The 16,764-nt window shown below is 63.8% G+C and carries 16 protein-coding genes and 1 pseudogene; 7 read left to right on the top strand and 10 right to left on the bottom strand.

Translation table 11 applies throughout. The features are described 5' to 3' along the window. Window positions 1-18: 18 nt before the first annotated feature. Both EPO50_RS08850 and EPO50_RS08845 read left to right on the top strand, forming a co-directional pair. Window positions 19-1,245, top strand: a complete 1,227-nt coding sequence (locus EPO50_RS08850) for an ABC transporter substrate-binding protein (RefSeq protein WP_296343043.1) — start codon at window positions 19-21, stop codon at window positions 1,243-1,245. Window positions 1,246-1,402: 157 nt separating this feature from the next. Beyond that, a complete protein-coding gene (locus EPO50_RS08845) occupies window positions 1,403-2,704 on the top strand; it encodes an MFS transporter (protein ID WP_296343041.1) in 1,302 nt (433 codons plus the stop codon). On the opposite strand, the gene EPO50_RS08840 is transcribed toward EPO50_RS08845, so the two are convergent. The 7 genes from EPO50_RS08840 to EPO50_RS08810 form a co-directional block, all read right to left on the bottom strand. Beyond that, window positions 2,679-3,533 carry a carbohydrate ABC transporter permease gene (locus EPO50_RS08840; protein WP_296343039.1) on the bottom strand — a complete coding sequence of 285 codons (855 nt, stop codon included), beginning with the start codon at window positions 3,531-3,533 and terminating at the stop codon, window positions 2,679-2,681. The genes EPO50_RS08845 and EPO50_RS08840 overlap by 26 nt on opposite strands. Next, window positions 3,530-4,408 (bottom strand): carbohydrate ABC transporter permease, encoded by an 879-nt coding sequence (locus tag EPO50_RS08835; RefSeq protein WP_296343038.1) that lies wholly within the window; start codon window positions 4,406-4,408, stop codon window positions 3,530-3,532. Before EPO50_RS08835 ends, EPO50_RS08840 begins: the two co-directional genes overlap by 4 nt. A 23-nt stretch (window positions 4,409-4,431) precedes the next feature. Continuing rightward, window positions 4,432-5,799, bottom strand: a complete 1,368-nt coding sequence (locus tag EPO50_RS08830; protein ID WP_296343036.1) for an ABC transporter substrate-binding protein — start codon at window positions 5,797-5,799, stop codon at window positions 4,432-4,434. A 104-nt stretch (window positions 5,800-5,903) separates the two neighbouring features. Beyond that, complete coding sequence (locus tag EPO50_RS08825; protein ID WP_296343034.1) at window positions 5,904-6,875, bottom strand: tripartite tricarboxylate transporter substrate binding protein; 972 nt, start codon at window positions 6,873-6,875, stop codon at window positions 5,904-5,906. A 144-nt stretch (window positions 6,876-7,019) separates the two neighbouring features. Further along, complete coding sequence (locus tag EPO50_RS08820; protein WP_296343032.1) at window positions 7,020-7,346, bottom strand: NIPSNAP family protein; 327 nt, start codon at window positions 7,344-7,346, stop codon at window positions 7,020-7,022. 12 nt (window positions 7,347-7,358) lie between these two features. Continuing rightward, window positions 7,359-8,246 (bottom strand): MBL fold metallo-hydrolase, encoded by an 888-nt coding sequence (locus tag EPO50_RS08815; RefSeq protein WP_296343030.1) that lies wholly within the window; start codon window positions 8,244-8,246, stop codon window positions 7,359-7,361. A gap of 108 nt (window positions 8,247-8,354) precedes the next feature. Beyond that, window positions 8,355-8,663, bottom strand: a complete 309-nt coding sequence (locus EPO50_RS08810; RefSeq protein WP_296343028.1) for a hypothetical protein — start codon at window positions 8,661-8,663, stop codon at window positions 8,355-8,357. 107 nt (window positions 8,664-8,770) lie between these two features. Between EPO50_RS08810 and EPO50_RS08805 the strand changes: the two genes are divergently transcribed. Next, window positions 8,771-10,192: an amidase family protein gene (locus tag EPO50_RS08805; protein WP_296343026.1), complete on the top strand. Its 1,422-nt coding sequence runs from the start codon at window positions 8,771-8,773 to the stop codon at window positions 10,190-10,192. Here EPO50_RS08805 and EPO50_RS08800 read toward each other — a convergent pair. Beyond that, window positions 10,189-10,590: a VOC family protein gene (locus EPO50_RS08800; protein WP_296343024.1), complete on the bottom strand. Its 402-nt coding sequence runs from the start codon at window positions 10,588-10,590 to the stop codon at window positions 10,189-10,191. The two genes, EPO50_RS08805 and EPO50_RS08800, sit on opposite strands and share 4 nt — an antisense overlap. Before the next feature lie 53 nt (window positions 10,591-10,643). Continuing rightward, entirely contained in the window at window positions 10,644-11,153 is a 510-nt protein-coding gene (locus EPO50_RS08795) for a hypothetical protein (RefSeq protein WP_296343022.1), read from the bottom strand. Between the two features lie 192 nt (window positions 11,154-11,345). Here EPO50_RS08795 and EPO50_RS31525 point away from each other — a divergent pair. Together EPO50_RS31525 and EPO50_RS08785 are read left to right on the top strand one after the other, a co-directional pair. After that, window positions 11,346-12,464: pseudogene (locus EPO50_RS31525) on the top strand (acyl-CoA dehydrogenase). A 143-nt stretch (window positions 12,465-12,607) separates the two neighbouring features. Beyond that, complete coding sequence (locus EPO50_RS08785) at window positions 12,608-13,237, top strand: lectin (RefSeq protein ID WP_296343397.1); 630 nt, start codon at window positions 12,608-12,610, stop codon at window positions 13,235-13,237. Between the two features lie 54 nt (window positions 13,238-13,291). Here the strand turns inward: EPO50_RS08785 and EPO50_RS08780 are convergent, their stop codons facing one another. After that, window positions 13,292-14,884 (bottom strand): ABC transporter substrate-binding protein, encoded by a 1,593-nt coding sequence (locus tag EPO50_RS08780; protein ID WP_296343021.1) that lies wholly within the window; start codon window positions 14,882-14,884, stop codon window positions 13,292-13,294. Between the two features lie 210 nt (window positions 14,885-15,094). Here EPO50_RS08780 and EPO50_RS08775 point away from each other — a divergent pair, with 210 nt between their 5' ends. Further along, window positions 15,095-15,595 carry a sigma-70 family RNA polymerase sigma factor gene (locus tag EPO50_RS08775; protein WP_296343019.1) on the top strand — a complete coding sequence of 167 codons (501 nt, stop codon included), beginning with the start codon at window positions 15,095-15,097 and terminating at the stop codon, window positions 15,593-15,595. A 75-nt stretch (window positions 15,596-15,670) separates the two neighbouring features. Next, window positions 15,671-16,693 (top strand): FecR domain-containing protein, encoded by a 1,023-nt coding sequence (locus EPO50_RS08770; protein ID WP_296343017.1) that lies wholly within the window; start codon window positions 15,671-15,673, stop codon window positions 16,691-16,693. Window positions 16,694-16,764 lie beyond the last annotated feature (71 nt).

Raw genomic sequence — 16,764 nt, 5'->3', positions numbered from 1 at the left:
CAGGGAGGAATGAAGACTATGCGTTTTGGTACAACCATCCGGTATGCCGGCGTGGTGACGGCAGCCATTGCCGCAACCGTTGCCGGCCTCGTCGCCGTCGCGCAGGCGCAGGCGCCTGCACCCCTCAAGATCGGCGTGATGGAAGGCTTCTCCGGCGTCTATGGCGACCTCACACAGGGCGAAGTCGAAGCGATGCAGATGGCGATCGACGATTTCGGCGGCAAGGTTCTCGGCCGGCCGATCGAGATCCTGCAGGCCGATCATCAGACCAAGCCCGACGTCGGCGCCGCGATCGCCCGCAAATGGTACGACGTCGATGGCGTCAAGATGATCACCGGCATCGGCACTTCGTCGGTCGCGCTGGCCGTGCGCAAGATTGCCCAGGAAAAGGGCATGATCGACATCAACACCGGCGCCGCCTCGGCCGACCTCACCGGCCCGTCGTGCTCGGAGACCGGCGCACACTGGGTGTACGACACCTACTCGCTGGCCAAGGTGACGGGCGGCGCGGTCGTGAAGGACGGCGGCGACTCGTGGTACTTCCTCACCGCCGACTACGCTTTCGGTCACGCACTCGAGCGCGACGTCACCGCAGTCGTGCAGGCGGCCGGCGGCAAGGTACTGGGTGGCGTCAGGCATCCGCTCAGCACGCAGGACTTCTCCTCGTTCCTGCTGCAGGCCCAGGCTTCGAAGGCCAAGGTCATCGGCCTCGCCAATGCGGGCCAGGACACGATCAACTCGATCAAGCAGGCGGGTGAGTTCGGCATCACCAAGGGCGGCCAGCGCCTGGCCGGTCTCCTCGTCTTCTCGACAGACGTCGCGGCGCTCACCCTGCCGGTGGCGCAGGGCCTGGTGCTCACCGAGTCGTTCTACTGGGATCTCAACGACGAGACCCGCGCCTGGACCAAGCGCTTTCGCGCCAAGAAGGACAAGATCCCCAGCATGCTGACGGTCGGCGTCTACAGCTCGACCTTGCATTATCTCAAGGCCGTGCAGGCTGCCGGCACCGACGAGGCGAAGGCCGTCATGGCGAAGATGCGGGAAATCCCCGTCAACGACGTCATGACCAAGAACGGCAAGCTGCGCGAGGATGGCCGCCTGGAGCGCGACATGTACCTGTTCCAGGTCAAGACACCGGCCGAGTCCAAGAGCAAGGACGACATCTACAAGCTGATCGCTACCGTGCCGGGCAACGAAGCCTATCGCCCGATGAAGGATGGCAAGTGCCCGTTCGTGAAGGGCTGATCCTCTGAAAGACGAGACGGAAGGGGCGCCTCCAACGGGGCGCCCCTTTTCCTTGCGTGAAGCATGACGCAACTGTCATTTCCTTGACGGACCTTCTGCCGTCACGTCTGATGAGCATAAGCCCGATGCAAGCGGGCGGTGTCGGGAGTAACGCCACGTGACAGTTCAGGATCGGCCCCTCAAGGGCGCCTGGGGCATCACTGCCCTCGTCTTCCTCTTCATGCTGATTAATTTCGCCGACAAGGTCGTCGTCGGCCTGGCCGCCAAGCCGATCATGGAAGAGCTGAAGCTCACGCCGGATCAGTTCGGCCTGCTGGGCTCCTCGTTCTTCTTCCTGTTCGCCGTTGCCGGCGTGGTCGGCGGCTTCCTCGCCAACCGCGTACAGACGCGTCACATGCTATTCGGCATGGCGATCATCTGGTCGCTGGTGCAGTTCCCGATCATGATGAGCGCGACATTCCAGACGCTACTCGTCTGCCGCATCCTGCTCGGCGCCGGTGAAGGCCCGGCCGGTCCGGTCGCCGTGCATGCGCTCTACAAGTGGTTTCCCGACTCGCTGCGCGGCGTGCCGACCGCCATCGTGGCCCAAGGCTCGGCGCTCGGCGTCATCGTGGCCGTGCCGGCGCTCAACTTCATCATCGTGAACTACTCCTGGCATTGGGCGTTCGGCGCGCTGGGCATCGTCGGCCTGCTCTGGGCAGGGCTGTGGCTGATCTTCGGCCGCGAAGGCACGCTGGTGGACCCGCCGGTGCATGGCGCGGCAGACGGCGGCGAGCATGTATCCTACCGCCACCTCCTCTCCTGCCCCAGCATCGTCGCGGCCTGCTGTGCGGCCTTCGCGAGCTACTGGGGCCTGGCGCTCGGCCTCACCTGGTTCACGGCCTATCTGGTCGACGGTCTGGGTTACAGCCAGACGATGGGCGGCAACCTGTTCATCCTGCCGTGGCTCTTCGGCATGACAGTCGTCCTGACCGGCGGCTGGTACTCCCAGCGCCTCAAGAAGAGCGGCGTGTCGAGCCGTATCAGCCGTGGCATCTTCCCCGCCGCCACGGTCATCCTGGGGGGCTGCATACTGCCCTTCATCGCCGTCACGACGGACCCGGGCATCAAGGTCGCGCTGCTGGTCATCGGCAGCGCAATCGGCAGCACGATCTATGTCGTCACGCCGATGATCGTGAGCGAGCTGACGCCGCACGGGCAGCGCGCCGCCATGCTGGCCATCGTGACCTCGATCTACACGTCGGCCGGCGTGATCGCACCCTGGGCGATGGGCCGCATCATCCAGGAAGCAACCAGCCGCCAGGCCGGCTACGAGCACGGCTTCGTCATCCTGGGCGGGTTGCTGATCGTGGGCGGGCTGATCGGCCTGCTGTTCATCCGGCCCGAAGCCGACAAGCAGCGGCTGGCGGCCCGTCTGGGCGCAGTCCCGACCGCTACCCCTTCACCGCTCCGGCCGTGAGGCCGGAGGACATGTACTTGCGGAAGGCGTAGTAGATCGCGGCCGGCGGCAGGGCGTAGAGGAAACCCGCCGTCATCAGCAGTTCCCAAGGCGAATCGTCGGCCGAGAGGAAGTTGCCCAGCGCCACCGGCAGGGTGATCGCAGTGTCCTTCGACAGCAATAGGAACGCGTAGAGATACTCGTTCCATGCCAGCAGCAACGCATAGGTGCCGACGGCAATCAACGACGGCACCATCAGCGGCAGATAGATCATGCGAAAGAGCTGGAACGGCGAGGCGCCGTCGATCATCGCGGCCTCGTCGAGCTCGACCGGCAGCTTGTCCGACGCCTGGCGCAGGATCCAGATGGCATAGGGCGAGGCGATGGTCGCCATCGCCAGCACCAGCGCCCAGTCGTTGTTGAGCAGCCCGTACATGCCCATGGTCTTGTACATCGGCACCGCCAGGAAGGCGGCCGGGATGAAGTAGGTCAGGAGCGCCAGGTTCATCACCAGACGACCACCCTTCATGCGCAGGCGGCTGATCGCAAACGCCGCTGCCGTCGCGACGAACAGCGTGATGGCTGCGGTGCCGATCGAGATGATCAGCGAGTTAAACATCTGCAGCCAGAAGTGATAGAGGAAGTGGTGCTTCTGGGCGAAGACCATCTCGAAGTTGCGCAGGGTCGGATTGGTCGGCCAGAGCTGGCCCGAAAAGGCCGCGTCCTTGGGCGAAATCGCGAACAGGAACATGTGGTAGATCGGGATCAAGGTCCATAGCAGGACCGGAATGCCGATCAGCAGCAATCCCGCTTCGAGGCCGATGTTGCGCAGGAGTTTGCGCGGGCTCATCGAGACAGCCGCTTCATCATGAAATAGACCAGCGGCAGGATCAACGGCAGGGCGCAGACGATCGACGCCATGGCGAGGCCGACCTGATCGAGCCGCAGATAGCGGATGCCAAGTGTGGCCAGCACATGCGTGAGATCAGCCGGGCCTCCGCCCGTCAGCAGGTAGACGCTGTTGAAGTCGCCCACCGTGAAGATCATCGAAAGCAGCGTACAGGTGACGTAGAGCGTGCTCATCGACGGCCAGGTGATGAAGCGGAAGCGATGCCAGGCGCCGGCGCCGTCGACCGCAGCAGCCTCGTAGAGTTCGTGCGGGATCGCGAGTCGGCCTGCCAGCAGGATCAGGGTCCAGAACGGCAGCGACTTCCAGATGTGCACCAGCATGGACAGTGTCAGCGCGAGCGTCGGATCGTTCAGCCAGTTGGGGCCGTCCTCGGCAGTCAGCTTGAAGATGAGCTGGTTGATGACGCCCCATTCGGGATTGAGCATGAAGCGTATCGAGAGAATGGTCGGGATCGACGGCACCGCCCATGGCAGCACGAAGAGCACCGCCAGCACCTTCACCCACCAGCGCGGATGCGTGAAGAAACCCGACAGGAACAACGCGACCGCCATCTTCACGTTGATCGCCACCACCAGGAAGACAAAGGTGTTGATGACCGTGCGCAGGAAGATCGGATCGTTGGCGAGCTCGACATAGAGGCGCGGGCTGCGCGCCAGCCAGAAACTGTAGCCGACCGGAAACAGCACGAAGCCCACGAAGATTGCGATATAGGGCGCCACGAAGAGCAGGCCCCAGGTCTGCCGCTCGGACAGCGCAAAGCCGGCCCATCGGGATTTCTCCCGGCGGGCCGGCGTGTCGATCACGGACGCTGTCATACGCCTACTCTGGGCGGCAGGGCCTACTTGGTCACTTCCTTGATGCGGGCGATCATCTCGTCGACTGCCTTCTCGACCGGCACCTTCTCGCTGACCACGCGGTTCATCGCCTTGGCCCACACATTCTCGTTATTGAGAATGGTGAACTTGTAGTTCTTGGTGAACTCAAAGGGCAGCGTGCCTGCCTTGAACTGGTCGTAGACGGCCTTCCGATGGCGGTCGGCCTGCCAGAACGGGCTCTCCTGGCCGGCTTTGGTAACCGGGAACCAGCGACCCAGCGCGCCTTCGACGTAGGGGCGGAGGTTATCCTCCTCGAACAGGAACTTCAGGAACTCGCGCGCCCGCGCCTTGTTCTTGGAGTCCTGGAAGATCACGCCGACCTTGACGGCCGTACGATAGACCATCGGCGAACCATCCGGCTTCTTGGGGAAGCCCGAGGTGGCAATCAGCTCGTCGTAGGCCTTGCGGCCAGCCGCACGCTGCTCGGGCGTGAGCGCCTCGTTGTTGGCATCGTCCAGCCACTTGGCGGCGATCGAGATCGTGTAGTTGTGCGTCATCACCGTCGTGCGGTTGTGGAAGGCGACATTGTTGTCGGGATCCTTCCAGGTCGTCGACGACGGTGGTGTGCAGCCCTTCACATAGACGTCGGTATAATCCTTGAGTGCCGCGATCAGGCCCTGGCGCACCTTGGGATCATCGACCAGGACCTTGCCCGAATCGTCGACCAGCTTGACGTTGTAGGCATCGACCCAGCTCAGGAACGACTGGAAGGAGTCGGTCGACTCGACGCCCATCGGGCTGCCGATGCCATAGACCCGCTGCCCCGTGGCCTTGCGCACGGCCGGCTGAACCTTTTCACACCAGAAGGACCAGTACTCCTTCCACGTGCCGGGGATGTCGTTTTCCTTGAAGCCGGCCTGACCCAGCATGTCCTTCCAATACTGGATGTGCAGCGTCTGCTGCTTCAGGGCGAAGCCGTAATAGGCCTTCTTCTTGGTCTTGTCGTTGTAGAGGTAGGCCGTCTCGATGGTGACCGGAGCGAAGCGGTCCTTCATCGGCTCGATGATGTCGGTGATGTCCTCGAGCTTGCCGTCGAACGCCCACTTGCCGGCGGTCTGCACGTCGTAGGTGTCGGAATAAGCGACGTCCGGCGGCGTGCCGGATTCGAGCGCGGCCACCGACTTGGCGTTCATGTCCTGCACGGCATATTGCGACAGGTCGACCTTCACGCCGGTCTTCTGCTCGAACTTCTTGATCGCGGCGTAGAGCGCTTCGTCCTCGGACTTGTAGAAACCCTTGACCCACCACACGGTGAGTTTTTCCTGGGCGAAGCCCGGAACGGCAGAGAGGGCAATCGCCGCAGCGACAACGCCCGCCAGAACGCGTCTCATCGTTTCCTCATGAGTTGCCTAGTTGTCTGACAACTTAGTGCTACCAGCCCGCCGGACCGGAGTCGAGGAAAGAGCCGCCCTCCCTGCCAGTTCAGATCGCCGCTTCAGTCGGCGCGCATTCCCGCTTCCTTGATGACCTCCGCCCACTTCTTGCGATCGGCCATGATCGTGGTTTTGAACTCGGCCGGCGAGCCGATCACGGTATCCATGCCGCTGTCGACAAAGCGCTTCTGCACCTCCGGCTTGGCAACGGCCGCACGCAGCGCCTTGTTCCAGAGGTCGGTCAGGTCGGCCGGCAGGCCCTTGGAGCCGAAGACGCCGAACCAGTTCACCACCTCGAAGCCCGGCAGGAACTTCGAGATCAGCGGCAGGTTGGGAAAGAGTGGCGAGGGCCGCGGCGACCCGAAGGCCACCGGGATCAGGCCGCCACCGCCGATCTGGCCCAGGAACTCCGGCATGTTGCCGAACATCATGTCGCAATTGCCCGCGATCATGTCCTGGATGGCGGGCGCACCACCGCGATAGGGCACGTGCAGGATGTTGACGCCGGCCATCTTCTTGAAGAGTTCGCCCGCCAGATGCTGCGACGTGCCGTTGCCCGCCGACGCATAGGTGAGCTTGCCTGGATTCTTCTTCGCGAAGTCGATGATCTCCGGCACGGTGCGATATTGCATGTGCTTGCCGACGACCAGCATGTTGTAGACGCCGGCGACGTTGGCGATCGGCGTGAGGTCGGTATCGACGTTGATCGGCAGCTTCTGCCCCGGCATCACCGGCGCCACGCAGAGCGCTGCCATGGCAGCCAGTCCGATCGTGCGGCCATCCGGCGGCGCATTGGCGATCGTCTCGTTGGCAATGAAGCCGCTGGCGCCCGTCTTGGTGTCGACGATCACCTTCTGGCCAACTTCCGGCCCGACCGCCTCCGCGAGGATGCGCGACAGGAGATCGGCCGTGCCGCCCGGTGCGAAGCCGCACAGGAAACGCACATCGCCGGTGATCTTCTGAGCGAATGCCGGGCCGGCGGCGAGAGCTGCGAGCGCGGCGCTGCCCGCGCCCACGAATGTTCTTCTTTGCATTTCATTTCCTCCCTTGATCCGCAAAGCCTAGCATACTTGCCACACGGTCAAGCCGATCCGTCGCACCATCGTCATGGGGCGCTGGCCGCCGCAAGGAGGACTTTGGGCCCGCCTCGCGAAGGACGCGGGCCTCAAGGCAGATAGCTACTTCACTGACGAGAACGCCGTCGGTGACAGGAACTGGTTGGAGACATTGGCGACGATGGCGCCGTCCTTCTCGGTCTCGGCGCGCTTGGCCAGCCAATCAGGATCGGCCGCGAAGGCGTTCCACTTCTTCTCGCGGTCGGCCAGCGAATCCCAGGCTAGCAGATAGTAGAGTTCCTGGTTCGACTCGCCGACCAGGGTTGTCCAGAAGCCGGCCTGCTTGATGCCATGCTTGTCCCACAGCTTCAGCGTGATGGTGGCGAAGCGATTGAGCAACGCCGGCAGACGGCCCGGCACGCATTTGTAGACACGCAGTTCGTAGATCATTCTTTTCCCCTTTTAGAAGGCAGCGTCGAAGCGCGGCACGAAACCGTCGCCCTTGTGGTCGATATGGCAACTGAACGGCGCGCCGAAATGGCAAGGCATCAGGCGTGCGCCGCTGCCGGCACAATGTTCCAGTGCCTCGCGCCGGCTCTTGCGTGCACCGACAGCGTCGGCGCAGGCGAAGCTGTTCCATTCGGGATGATAGACCTGCACGGCGTGATGCAGGATGTCACCGCAGAATAGCGCCTTCTCACCGCGCGACTCGAACTTGATGGCGATGGTGCCGGGCGTGTGACCGGGGGCCGGTTCGACCGCGAGGTTCTCGTCGAGGCGCGCCGCGCCCTCCACCATCTGCGTGAGACCCGCTTCGACCACCGGCAGCACCGAGTCGCGGAACGAGCCGGCGTTGACTGGTCCGGTCTTGGGATCGCTGTCGAGCTTGAGATAGTGATCGTAGTCGGCGCGGCTGAAGACGTACTTGGCATTCTTGAAGGTCGGCACCCAACGGCCGTTGTCGAGGCGTGTGTTCCAGCCCACATGATCGACGTGAAGGTGAGTGCACATCACCATGTCGACCTGATCGGGCTCGACGCCGGACGCCTTCAGCCGCTCGAGATATTTGGTCTCCATGAGATGCCACTTGGGCCGATGCGGTCGCGGCTTGTGATTGCCGACACAGGTATCGATCAGGATGGTCTTGCCGTCGACCTTCAGCAGCCAGCTATGGACGCTGAGCTTCAGCCAGCCCGACGCTTCGTCGTAATGCGCCGGCAACAGCCAGTCGCGATGGCGCTGCACGACGGCCGGATCCCAGTCGGGAAAGAACGTCTTGGCTTCGAAGTTGGGCTCGTAGCTTTCCTCGATGCGCACGGCCGTGCCGGCGCCGAGTTTCACCTCGGTCATGGTCCCTCCCCCTTCGACGCGAGCTTAGCGTTGCCGGATAGGCGCGGGAAAGGTGCAGATTTCGAGTGTAAGAATGCCTGCCAGGAATGGCAGGCCCGGGACGCCGCCTTAGAACGGCAGGCGGGCCGCGTCGACGCGCTCGACGTGACGGTGTGCGAGGGTCGCGACAGTCGCGCCAAGGATCGGCCCGATAACAGCCAGCCCGATGAAGTGGACGCCGACGAACCATGGCTCGAAGACACCCGGCACCAGATGGCCGACGGTCACCGCAAGAACGAAGAAGAGAACGGCGAAACCCAAGCCGCTCGCGAAGCCACCGAGGGCGACGAGAAGCGTCGAGGCCGTAAGCGACCGGCCGATCATATAACTAAGCCCGAGGGCAGCTCCGGCCGCGACCAGAGCAGTAATCGTTTCCATCACGCACTCTCCAATACGCTCTCGACTTGCGAGAAATCAGAGTCGACACTGCGTAAGCCCCCCTAATTTGAAACATCCACACACCGTCGAGAACCGACCAAATACGCATGTCTGAACGATCATTTGACTGGCTTTCCGCAGCGGAACTCTCAAAACTTTATCAGCGCCGGGAGGCTTCACCTGTCGAAGTCATCGACGCAATGCTGGTTCGTGCAGCGAAGCTGCAACCTCATCTCAATGCCTTCGTCATGATCGACGAGGCTGGCGCCAAGGCTGCGGCAGCAGCTTCGGAAGCGCGCTGGCAGAAGAATCAGCCTCTTTCTCCCTTCGATGGCGTCCCAACGACGATCAAGGACACCACCAACGTGAAGGGCTGGCCGACGCGCTACGGCTCGCACGCCACCGACGAAACCCCGGTCAAGGAGAGCGCCCCGGTCGCCGAAAGGTTGCAGTCGGCCGGCATGATCTTGCTGGGGAAAAGCACCACGCCGGAGTTCGGCTGGAAGGCGCTGACCGACTCGCCGCTGCAGGGCACGACCCGTAGCCCATGGAATCTCGAGCACTCGCCGGGTGGTTCGTCGGGCGGTGCCTCGTCACTCACCGCCGCCGGTATCAATCCTTTCAACCACGGTAACGATGGCGGCGGCTCGATCCGCATTCCCGCCGGCCATACCGGTCTGGTCGGTCTCAAGCCGTCGTTCGGACGCATCCCGCAGTATCCCGCCGATGCTCCCTTCGCCGACGTGATTAGCCAGGGCGTGCTGTCGCGTACCGTGCTCGACACCGCCATGGCGCTGAACATCACGGCGGGACCCGATGCGCGGGACTGGCGATCGCTGCCCGCCGAGCCGCGCGACTATACGGTCGGCCTCGAGGCCGGCGTGCGCGGCTGGAAGATCGGCCTCAGCCTCGACTTCGGCCATGTGAAGGCCGACCCCGAAGTGCGCGATCTCGTTGCCGCCGCCGCGAAACGCTTCGAGGACCTCGGCGCCCATGTCGAGGATGTCGGTCCGTTGATCGATCCGTTGCAGTTGTCTTTCGAGCCGCTGTGGATCGGCAGCTTCGCGACCCGCTTCCGCCAGATCCCGACGCAGCTCCATGGCAAGCTCGACCCCGGCTTCCGCGCCGCCGCCGAGAAGGGCCTCGCCATCACGCTGGCCGACTATGCCAAGAGCTACGAAGCCAAGAGCAAGCTGGCGCGCGATCTCGCTCTATGGCACCGCCAGTACGATCTGCTGCTGGCGCCGGTGGCGCCGACCGCCGGGCCACCGGTCGACACGCTCTATAATTCAGAAGCGTTTCCGCGCTGGACCAAGGGCGCGCCCTACACCTTGCCGTGCAACCTCACGGGCCAGCCCGCCGCGTCGATGCCGGCAGGCCTCACCAAGGCCGGTCTCCCCGTCGGTCTGCAGATCATCGGTGCCCCGCGTGCCGATCATGTCGTCCTGCAGGCGATGCGTGCCTACGAAAGCGCGAGCGGCTGGACCTGGCCGCAGGCGAAGGTCGTGGAGACGCTGAAGGGACTCTAGTTCGAAGCCTCGGGGTAGGACGAGACTTCAATCAGATTGCCTTCCGGATCGTGGCAGTAGACCGAGACGAACGAACCCAATGCACCTGAGCGGGTTGTCGGACCTTCGACAACCTTCACGCCGCACGCCTCGAAGTGGGCAATCGTTTCAACCGGCGATGATGTGGTCACGAAGCACAGGTCGAGCGCGCCGGGTATGTCGACCTTGGATGTCACCCAGCTCTCGTCGCCCGTGGGGCGAACATTGATCTTCTGGTTGCCGAAGAAGAGCGCGATACGCTGCTCTCGTCCATAGACCTGCTTGGTCATGCCCAGGACACGCTGATACCAGTCGGCCGTGGCCTCGACATCCCGGCAGCTCAGAACGAGATGATCCACGCGTTCGATCTTCAACGACATCGTTCACCTGTTTGATGGGTGTCCGATCATAGTGCTGAAGCACGTCGGAGAAGTCACGCCAGGCGGGAAAGCTCAGACGGGCCGCCACCGGGGCGGATGCTGCGCAGGGCGATCACCAGGACGCGGTAGCCGAGGAAGCCGCCGCACAGGGCGCTGATTGCCGCGATGTACGCCGGCTCGACGATCAACTCACCGGCTAACGCCGAGATGAAGTCGATGGACATCGCCGCGACAAGTATCAGCGAGGCGACAACGCCGTCGATCGTGCGCGGCAACCAGAGGAGTCCCGTCGTCTTGTCGGTGCGCACCGGCAACGCCCAGCCCCGTCGACGACCGAGGAACGAGCCGACGACGAAAGACGCGAGCCACAGCACGTCGTGGAAGATGCTCGTCTCGAAGACACTCGCCAGAAGCATGAGGGCGACGATGACGGAGAAGCCCCCCGGCAATGCCAACCGACCCAAAGTCGTTATGCCACCGCGCGACTGCGATGCAGACGTCCAGAGGCAGAGCAGAGCGAACAGAAGCGTGAGGCCGTTCGCCAGACTTAGAGGCGAGATCATGGGCGCAGCAAACGCCACCGCATCGAACGAGTAAAGCCTTGAGGTTGCACAAGGACTGTCGGCCTGTTTGTAGACTTCGATTGCGGACTTGGTGAAGTACCGGACAAGTCTGGGTGGAGAGCGGCACAGAACGAGGATTTTGCAATCGACATCGCAAGGACGCCGTCGATTGCAGAGGAAGTGTTTGAACGAATGGACCACGGCGGCACAACGACGCGGGGATGCCGCTATTTGACCGACCGGCAGGTGCCACGCATCGTTAGAGGCAAGAACAAGGCAGCGCCCGGGGAGGACAAGGATGCGCATGCAACAGGCCGTTGGCTGGTCGAAGTCGGCGACTCTGCCGACGAGACCGAGCGCGACCTCCACCGCACCGGCCTCTGCCGCATGCTCCAACCTCCCCGTGTCGGCGGCGCCGATCTCGATGTCGGCATTATCGTCGACACATGCGCTGCGATCGCCCGCGTCTGTCCCTCGACCGCCTGGAACCTCGGCAATCTCGCCAGCCATCATTGGATGCTGGGTTACTACCAGCCCGCGGCGCAGGAAGAGATCTGGGACATCTCGCGCGACACGCTGATCGCCACGTCGCTCGCCTTCCCCGCCGGCCGCGGCCGCAAGGTCGATGGCGGCTACGAGGTCTCTGGCCGCTGGCCGCTTTCCTCCGGCGTCGACAATTCCGACTGGAACATGCTGGCCTTCATTGTGCGCGAGCGCGACGACGGCCCACCGGTCGATCAGCGCTTCGCGCTCGTCCATCGCTCGCAATACGAGATCATCGACACTTGGCATGCCGTCGGTCTCTCCGGCACAGGCTCCAAGGATGTCGCAACCAGAAACCTGTTCGTGCCGGAGTACCGCACGCTCACGGCGTGGGCGCTGAATGGCAAACCTCACCCGGGCTCGGCGCGCAAACGCAATGCCACGACCACCGGGCAGCCGGTCGGCGCCAGCGTGACCGTCCAGATCAAGGTGGCCAAGGCTGGTGCACACATCGACACGGCGGAGATGATGATGCGAGCGGTCTGCTCGCACGCGATGGAGATAGCGCGCGCCGGCCGCGAGCCTCGGCACGAGGACGAGCTGCGTTACCGCCGCGACGCGTTCTTCTCGGTGCGCCTTTGCCTCGAAGCCGTGAATATTCTGATGACGGTCTAGGGCTCCAGCGGTCTCTATCTCAGCGGCACCATGCAGCGCCTGTTCCGTGACGCCCATGCCGCGAAAGCGCATGTCATGTTCTCGCCCGACATCCTGGGCGCCCTGTTCGGCCAGAACGCCCTCGCCATGGCCGGGCCGCCGCCTCTCCTTTGACCGGCCTGTCTCCACCCACGGGAAAGTGACTTGGGATTCTCCTCCAGGCGACGCGAGGATAGCCGCGTCAATCAAGCAAGAAGCCTAGGGAGAGAACGATGACACTTACCAGACACGCGCTGGCAGGGATGGCCGGGGCAACGATGATGCTGGCCGCCTCAGCCTATGCCCAACAGCCTCCGCCGCAGTTTCCTGAGATGACCTTCTTCGTCACCAGCGTCGGCGGACCGCAGGGCGCCAACTATGGTGGCCTCGAAGGTGCCGACCGCCACTGCCAGACCCTGGCAGCCAAAGCCGGCGCCGGTGCCAAGACATGGCGTGCCTATCTCAGCACGCAGGCGGTGGGCGGTGCGACGGCGGTCAACGCACGCGATCGCATCGGCAAAGGCCCATGGGTCAATGCCAAAGGAGTCCAGATCGCGACCAGCGTCGATGACCTGCACTCGCCCAACAACAAGATCGCGGCCGAGACCGTCGTCGCCGAGACCGGCCGCCTGATCCCGAGCCGGCTCTACACGGTGAACCAGCACGACATCCTGACCGGCACGCAGGCCAACGGTACCGCCTTCCCGCCCGACAAAGACATGACGTGCGGTAACTGGACCAAGAGTGGCGAAGGCAATGCCATGGTCGGCCATTCCGACCGCATGGGGCTGCGCGACGACGAGGCGTCGAAGTCGTGGAACACCTCGCACCCGTCGCGGGCGTGCGACGCCGCTTCGCTGGTGGCCACCGGCGGCGCCGGCCTGCTCTATTGCTTCGCCGCGAACTGAGCAAAGCATTGCGGCGCCGGGGAACCGGCGCCGCAATGGCATCTTCTCAAAGCATCAAGGCCCGGTTTTCTCGGCATTCCAGAACAGCATCGCGCTCATGGGCGGCAGCCAGCCCTTGCTGTTGGTGCGATGGACCATCATGCCGTACCACTCACCGAGCGGATAATGCGTGCCCAAGGTCGCGGCACGGACCTGGATCTCCGTCGCGATCTTCTTCTGCTGCTCAAGATCCGGCGCACGCGCGAACTGGTCGCGCAGCTCCTCCAGCTTCTTGTCGCAAGGCCAGCCCGGCGTCGCCTTCTCACATGACGCGTTGAGATTTTGCGACACGATCGGGTTCGAGGAGTCGAGTGCACCCCAGCTCGTGAGGAAGAGGTTCCAGCCGCCATTGGCCGGCGCATCCCGCTTGTTCGTCCGACTGACCGTGGTCTGCCAGTCCGCCGATTGCATGTCGACCTTGAAACCGGCCTTCTCGAGCTGCGCCTTGGCGACAGGCGCGAGATTGACGAGCGCCGCCAGATCGGTCGTCCGCATCAGTACGACCGGCGTTCCATCGTAGCCTGCCGCCTTGAGGAGTTCGCGCGCCTTGGCGACGTTGCCCTCCAGACGGCCGTCCATGCCTTCCGTGGTGGCGAGCGGCGTGCCGCAGATGAAGTAGGCCTTGCACACCTGATAGAATTTCTCGTCGCCGACCTGCGCATCGAGGAAGGGCTTCTGGTCGATGGCATAGCCCGCAGCCTCGCGGATCTTCGGATTGTCGAAGGGCGGATGCAGCCAGTTGAGGCGGAACGTGTACTGTCCGGGATACTTGCCGCGCTGATAGACGATCGACTTGTTGGCCTGCAGCATCGGCAGCAGGTCGGGTGGCAGCGCTTCGATGACGTCGATCTCGTTGTTCTGCAGCGCATTTACCGCCGTCTGCACGTCGGGCATCACGAGCCATTCGATGCGGTCGATTTTCGGGACCTTGCCGCCCGCCAGCCCGGACGGCGGTTCGGCGCGCGGCTTGTAGTTGGGATTCTTGACGTAGACGACCTTCTCGCCCGGCTTCCACTCGTCGGCCTTGAAGATGAAGGGCCCCGATCCCGTCGCGTCGCGTATCTGTTGCGTGCCCGGCGTGTCGGCGATGCGCTTGGGCATCATAAAGGGCGCCGTGCTGCCGGGCTTGGCGAACGACTCGATGACGAAGCCGTACGGCTCCTTGAGGGTCAGGCGGAACGTCTTGTCGTCGACGGCCTCGAGATCCTTGGTGGCCTGCATCAGGCGCTGCCCGACGCCGTCGCGCTCGGCCCAGCGCTTGATCGATTGGACGCAGTCTGCCGCAAGAACAGGCCTTCCATCGTGCCACTGCAGGCCATCACGCAGGACGAAGGTGTAGGTGAGCTTGTCGTCGCTGACCTTGTAGCTGTCGACCATCTGGGGCTGCGCCTTCATGTCGGCGTCGAGCGCAAACAGCGTATCGTAGACCAGATAGCCGTGCGTTCGCGCGATCTGCGCCGACACCCAGATCGGATCGATGACCTTGAGATCGGAATGCATCACCGCGCGCAACGTCGTCGGCGTGCTTTGTGCGATGGCTGCGAGCGGCCACGTTACAGCCAGCGTTGCGATAGCGGCGGTCAGACTTCGGCGTACCAAACCTTGCACAGTCCATCCTCCTCGGCGGCATCGCGCCATCACGGAGGTTCAGGCAAATTCTACGCCACGTCAAAGAACTGCCGAACGACTCTACACTGCAGCCCCGGGGGATCGACCCACGCCAGAGGCATCGATCTTCACGCCGCAGTTTCGCTCCTCTTGAAGATCGCCGCAGATCCAATTGCGAACGGTTCGCAATTACGTTAACGTCCACCTGCCTTGCCGTTCGACACTACATCCCTGTTCATCGCGCACCGCCGATCCCTGGTCGACTACGCCACCAGCATCGTCGGCTCGCGTGCGCAGGCGGAGGATCTGGTCCAGGAAGCCTGGCTGCGTTTCGACGAGGTTGCCCGCCAGCGGCTTCTCGGCGAACCACTCGCCTACCTCTACAGGATCGTGCGCAATCTGGCGGTCGACGGACGCCGCCGCGGCGCGCGCGAGGACAAGATCTTCGCCAAGCTCGATCTCGATGTGGCGGTGTCGCTTGACAGTCCATCGACGCCGGAAGCCGTCGCGCTCTATCGCGATGAACTGCGTCTGCTCGACGAGGCCCTGGCCGAGTTGCCGGAGCGCACGCGGATCGCCTTCGAAATGCATCGGTTCGGTGGCTGCAAGCTGCGGGAGATCGCGGCCTTCCTCGGCATCTCCCTGCCACTGGCCCAGGTGCTGGTGACGGATGCGTTGCAGCACTGCAAACACCGCCTGGGATGGCCCTGAACTATTTCAAGAATCCTAGGCGACTGGATCGTTACCAAGATAGGACTCCGCCAGAAGAGGCTCGAAGAGGAAGGGATGGAGGAAACGGCGGACACGGCGGATCAGGCACGGCAGCTCGCCTCCCGAGAGGCCACCGAGTGGCTCATCCTGCTGCAGGAGGACCCTGGCGACGACAATCTACGCCGTCGCTTCGAGGTCTGGCGCGCCGCGAGCCCGCTGAACGAGGCGGCATGGGCGACGACCCGTCATGTCTCCGGCATGGTGGCCGCGACGACCCCGGCCCACGCCGACAAGTGGCGTCCCTTCGTGGCCGGACAGCGCGGGGCAGCACGGACGCAAGCGGTATGGGCTGCCGGGATAATCGATGCGCTGAAACGGCGTTGGCTGCTTGCCACGATGGGGACGGCTGTCGCCGCAGCGCTCGCTCTTGTGGTCGCGCCCGCGGCGCTCGTGCAACTCCGGTCCGACTACACGACGGGCACGGCCGCATTGCGTCATCTCGAATTGCAGGATGGCAGCGAAGTGACGCTGGCCCCCGCCAGCGCCATCGCGGTTTCCTATGAGGCTGGCGAGCGGCGCGTGCGGCTGCTGCAGGGCGAAGCCTTCTTCCAGGTCAAACCGGACAAGGCGCGCCCGTTCCGCGTCGTCGCAGGTGACGTCCAGGCTTTGGTGGTCGGCACCAGTTTCGACGTCCGTTGGGAGTCAGGCGGCGTCAGCGTCGCCGTGCAGGAGGGCGTCGTACAGGTTGGCGCCTCGGAGGGCGCATTCACCGCAACCGAGCGACTCGAAGCCGGCCAATCGGTGAAGGTTCTGCGTAAAGGCGAAATCCGTCGTGCGGACGAGCCTCCGCATTTGATCGCCGGCTGGCGACAGGGCCAGCTCCTCGCACAGGATCGAAGCCTGCGGGACGCCGTCGAAGAGCTTCGCCGTTATTGGGGAGGCGCCATCATCCTGACTGACGACGCGCTCGGTGATCTGCGCATCACGGGAGCCTACAATCTCGATGACCCCGAAGAGGCACTGCGCGGCATGGCGCGCGCTCACGGTGCGAAAGTGCGCCGTGTCACGCTGTGGGTCCTTGTTGTCTCCGGTTCGTAGGGCTCGCGAAGAATTTTTAGAATTTCGCGCAGCCACGTCGTTGCATCGATAAGGGAGCAGCAACGCGACGC

This window comes from Reyranella sp. (assembly GCF_004297405.1).
In the GTDB taxonomy this organism is placed as follows: domain Bacteria; phylum Pseudomonadota; class Alphaproteobacteria; order Reyranellales; family Reyranellaceae; genus Reyranella.
This window is presented reverse-complemented; position numbering and strand designations above follow the sequence as displayed.

What these genes read in the sequence shown, in the direction of transcription:
- EPO50_RS08850 (WP_296343043.1), top strand. Translation starts at nt 19, where the DNA reads ATGCGTTTTGGTACAACCATCCGGTATGCCGGCGTGGTGACGGCAGCC.
- EPO50_RS08840 (WP_296343039.1), bottom strand. Translation starts at nt 3,533, where the DNA reads ATGAGCCCGCGCAAACTCCTGCGCAACATCGGCCTCGAAGCGGGATTG.
- EPO50_RS08835 (WP_296343038.1), bottom strand. Translation starts at nt 4,408, where the DNA reads ATGACAGCGTCCGTGATCGACACGCCGGCCCGCCGGGAGAAATCCCGA.
- EPO50_RS08830 (WP_296343036.1), bottom strand. Translation starts at nt 5,799, where the DNA reads ATGAGACGCGTTCTGGCGGGCGTTGTCGCTGCGGCGATTGCCCTCTCT.
- EPO50_RS08825 (WP_296343034.1), bottom strand. Translation starts at nt 6,875, where the DNA reads ATGCAAAGAAGAACATTCGTGGGCGCGGGCAGCGCCGCGCTCGCAGCT.
- EPO50_RS08820 (WP_296343032.1), bottom strand. Translation starts at nt 7,346, where the DNA reads ATGATCTACGAACTGCGTGTCTACAAATGCGTGCCGGGCCGTCTGCCG.
- EPO50_RS08815 (WP_296343030.1), bottom strand. Translation starts at nt 8,246, where the DNA reads ATGACCGAGGTGAAACTCGGCGCCGGCACGGCCGTGCGCATCGAGGAA.
- EPO50_RS08810 (WP_296343028.1), bottom strand. Translation starts at nt 8,663, where the DNA reads ATGGAAACGATTACTGCTCTGGTCGCGGCCGGAGCTGCCCTCGGGCTT.
- EPO50_RS08805 (WP_296343026.1), top strand. Translation starts at nt 8,771, where the DNA reads ATGTCTGAACGATCATTTGACTGGCTTTCCGCAGCGGAACTCTCAAAA.
- EPO50_RS08800 (WP_296343024.1), bottom strand. Translation starts at nt 10,590, where the DNA reads ATGTCGTTGAAGATCGAACGCGTGGATCATCTCGTTCTGAGCTGCCGG.
- EPO50_RS08795 (WP_296343022.1), bottom strand. Translation starts at nt 11,153, where the DNA reads ATGATCTCGCCTCTAAGTCTGGCGAACGGCCTCACGCTTCTGTTCGCT.
- EPO50_RS08785 (WP_296343397.1), top strand. Translation starts at nt 12,608, where the DNA reads ATGATGCTGGCCGCCTCAGCCTATGCCCAACAGCCTCCGCCGCAGTTT.
- EPO50_RS08770 (WP_296343017.1), top strand. Translation starts at nt 15,671, where the DNA reads ATGGAGGAAACGGCGGACACGGCGGATCAGGCACGGCAGCTCGCCTCC.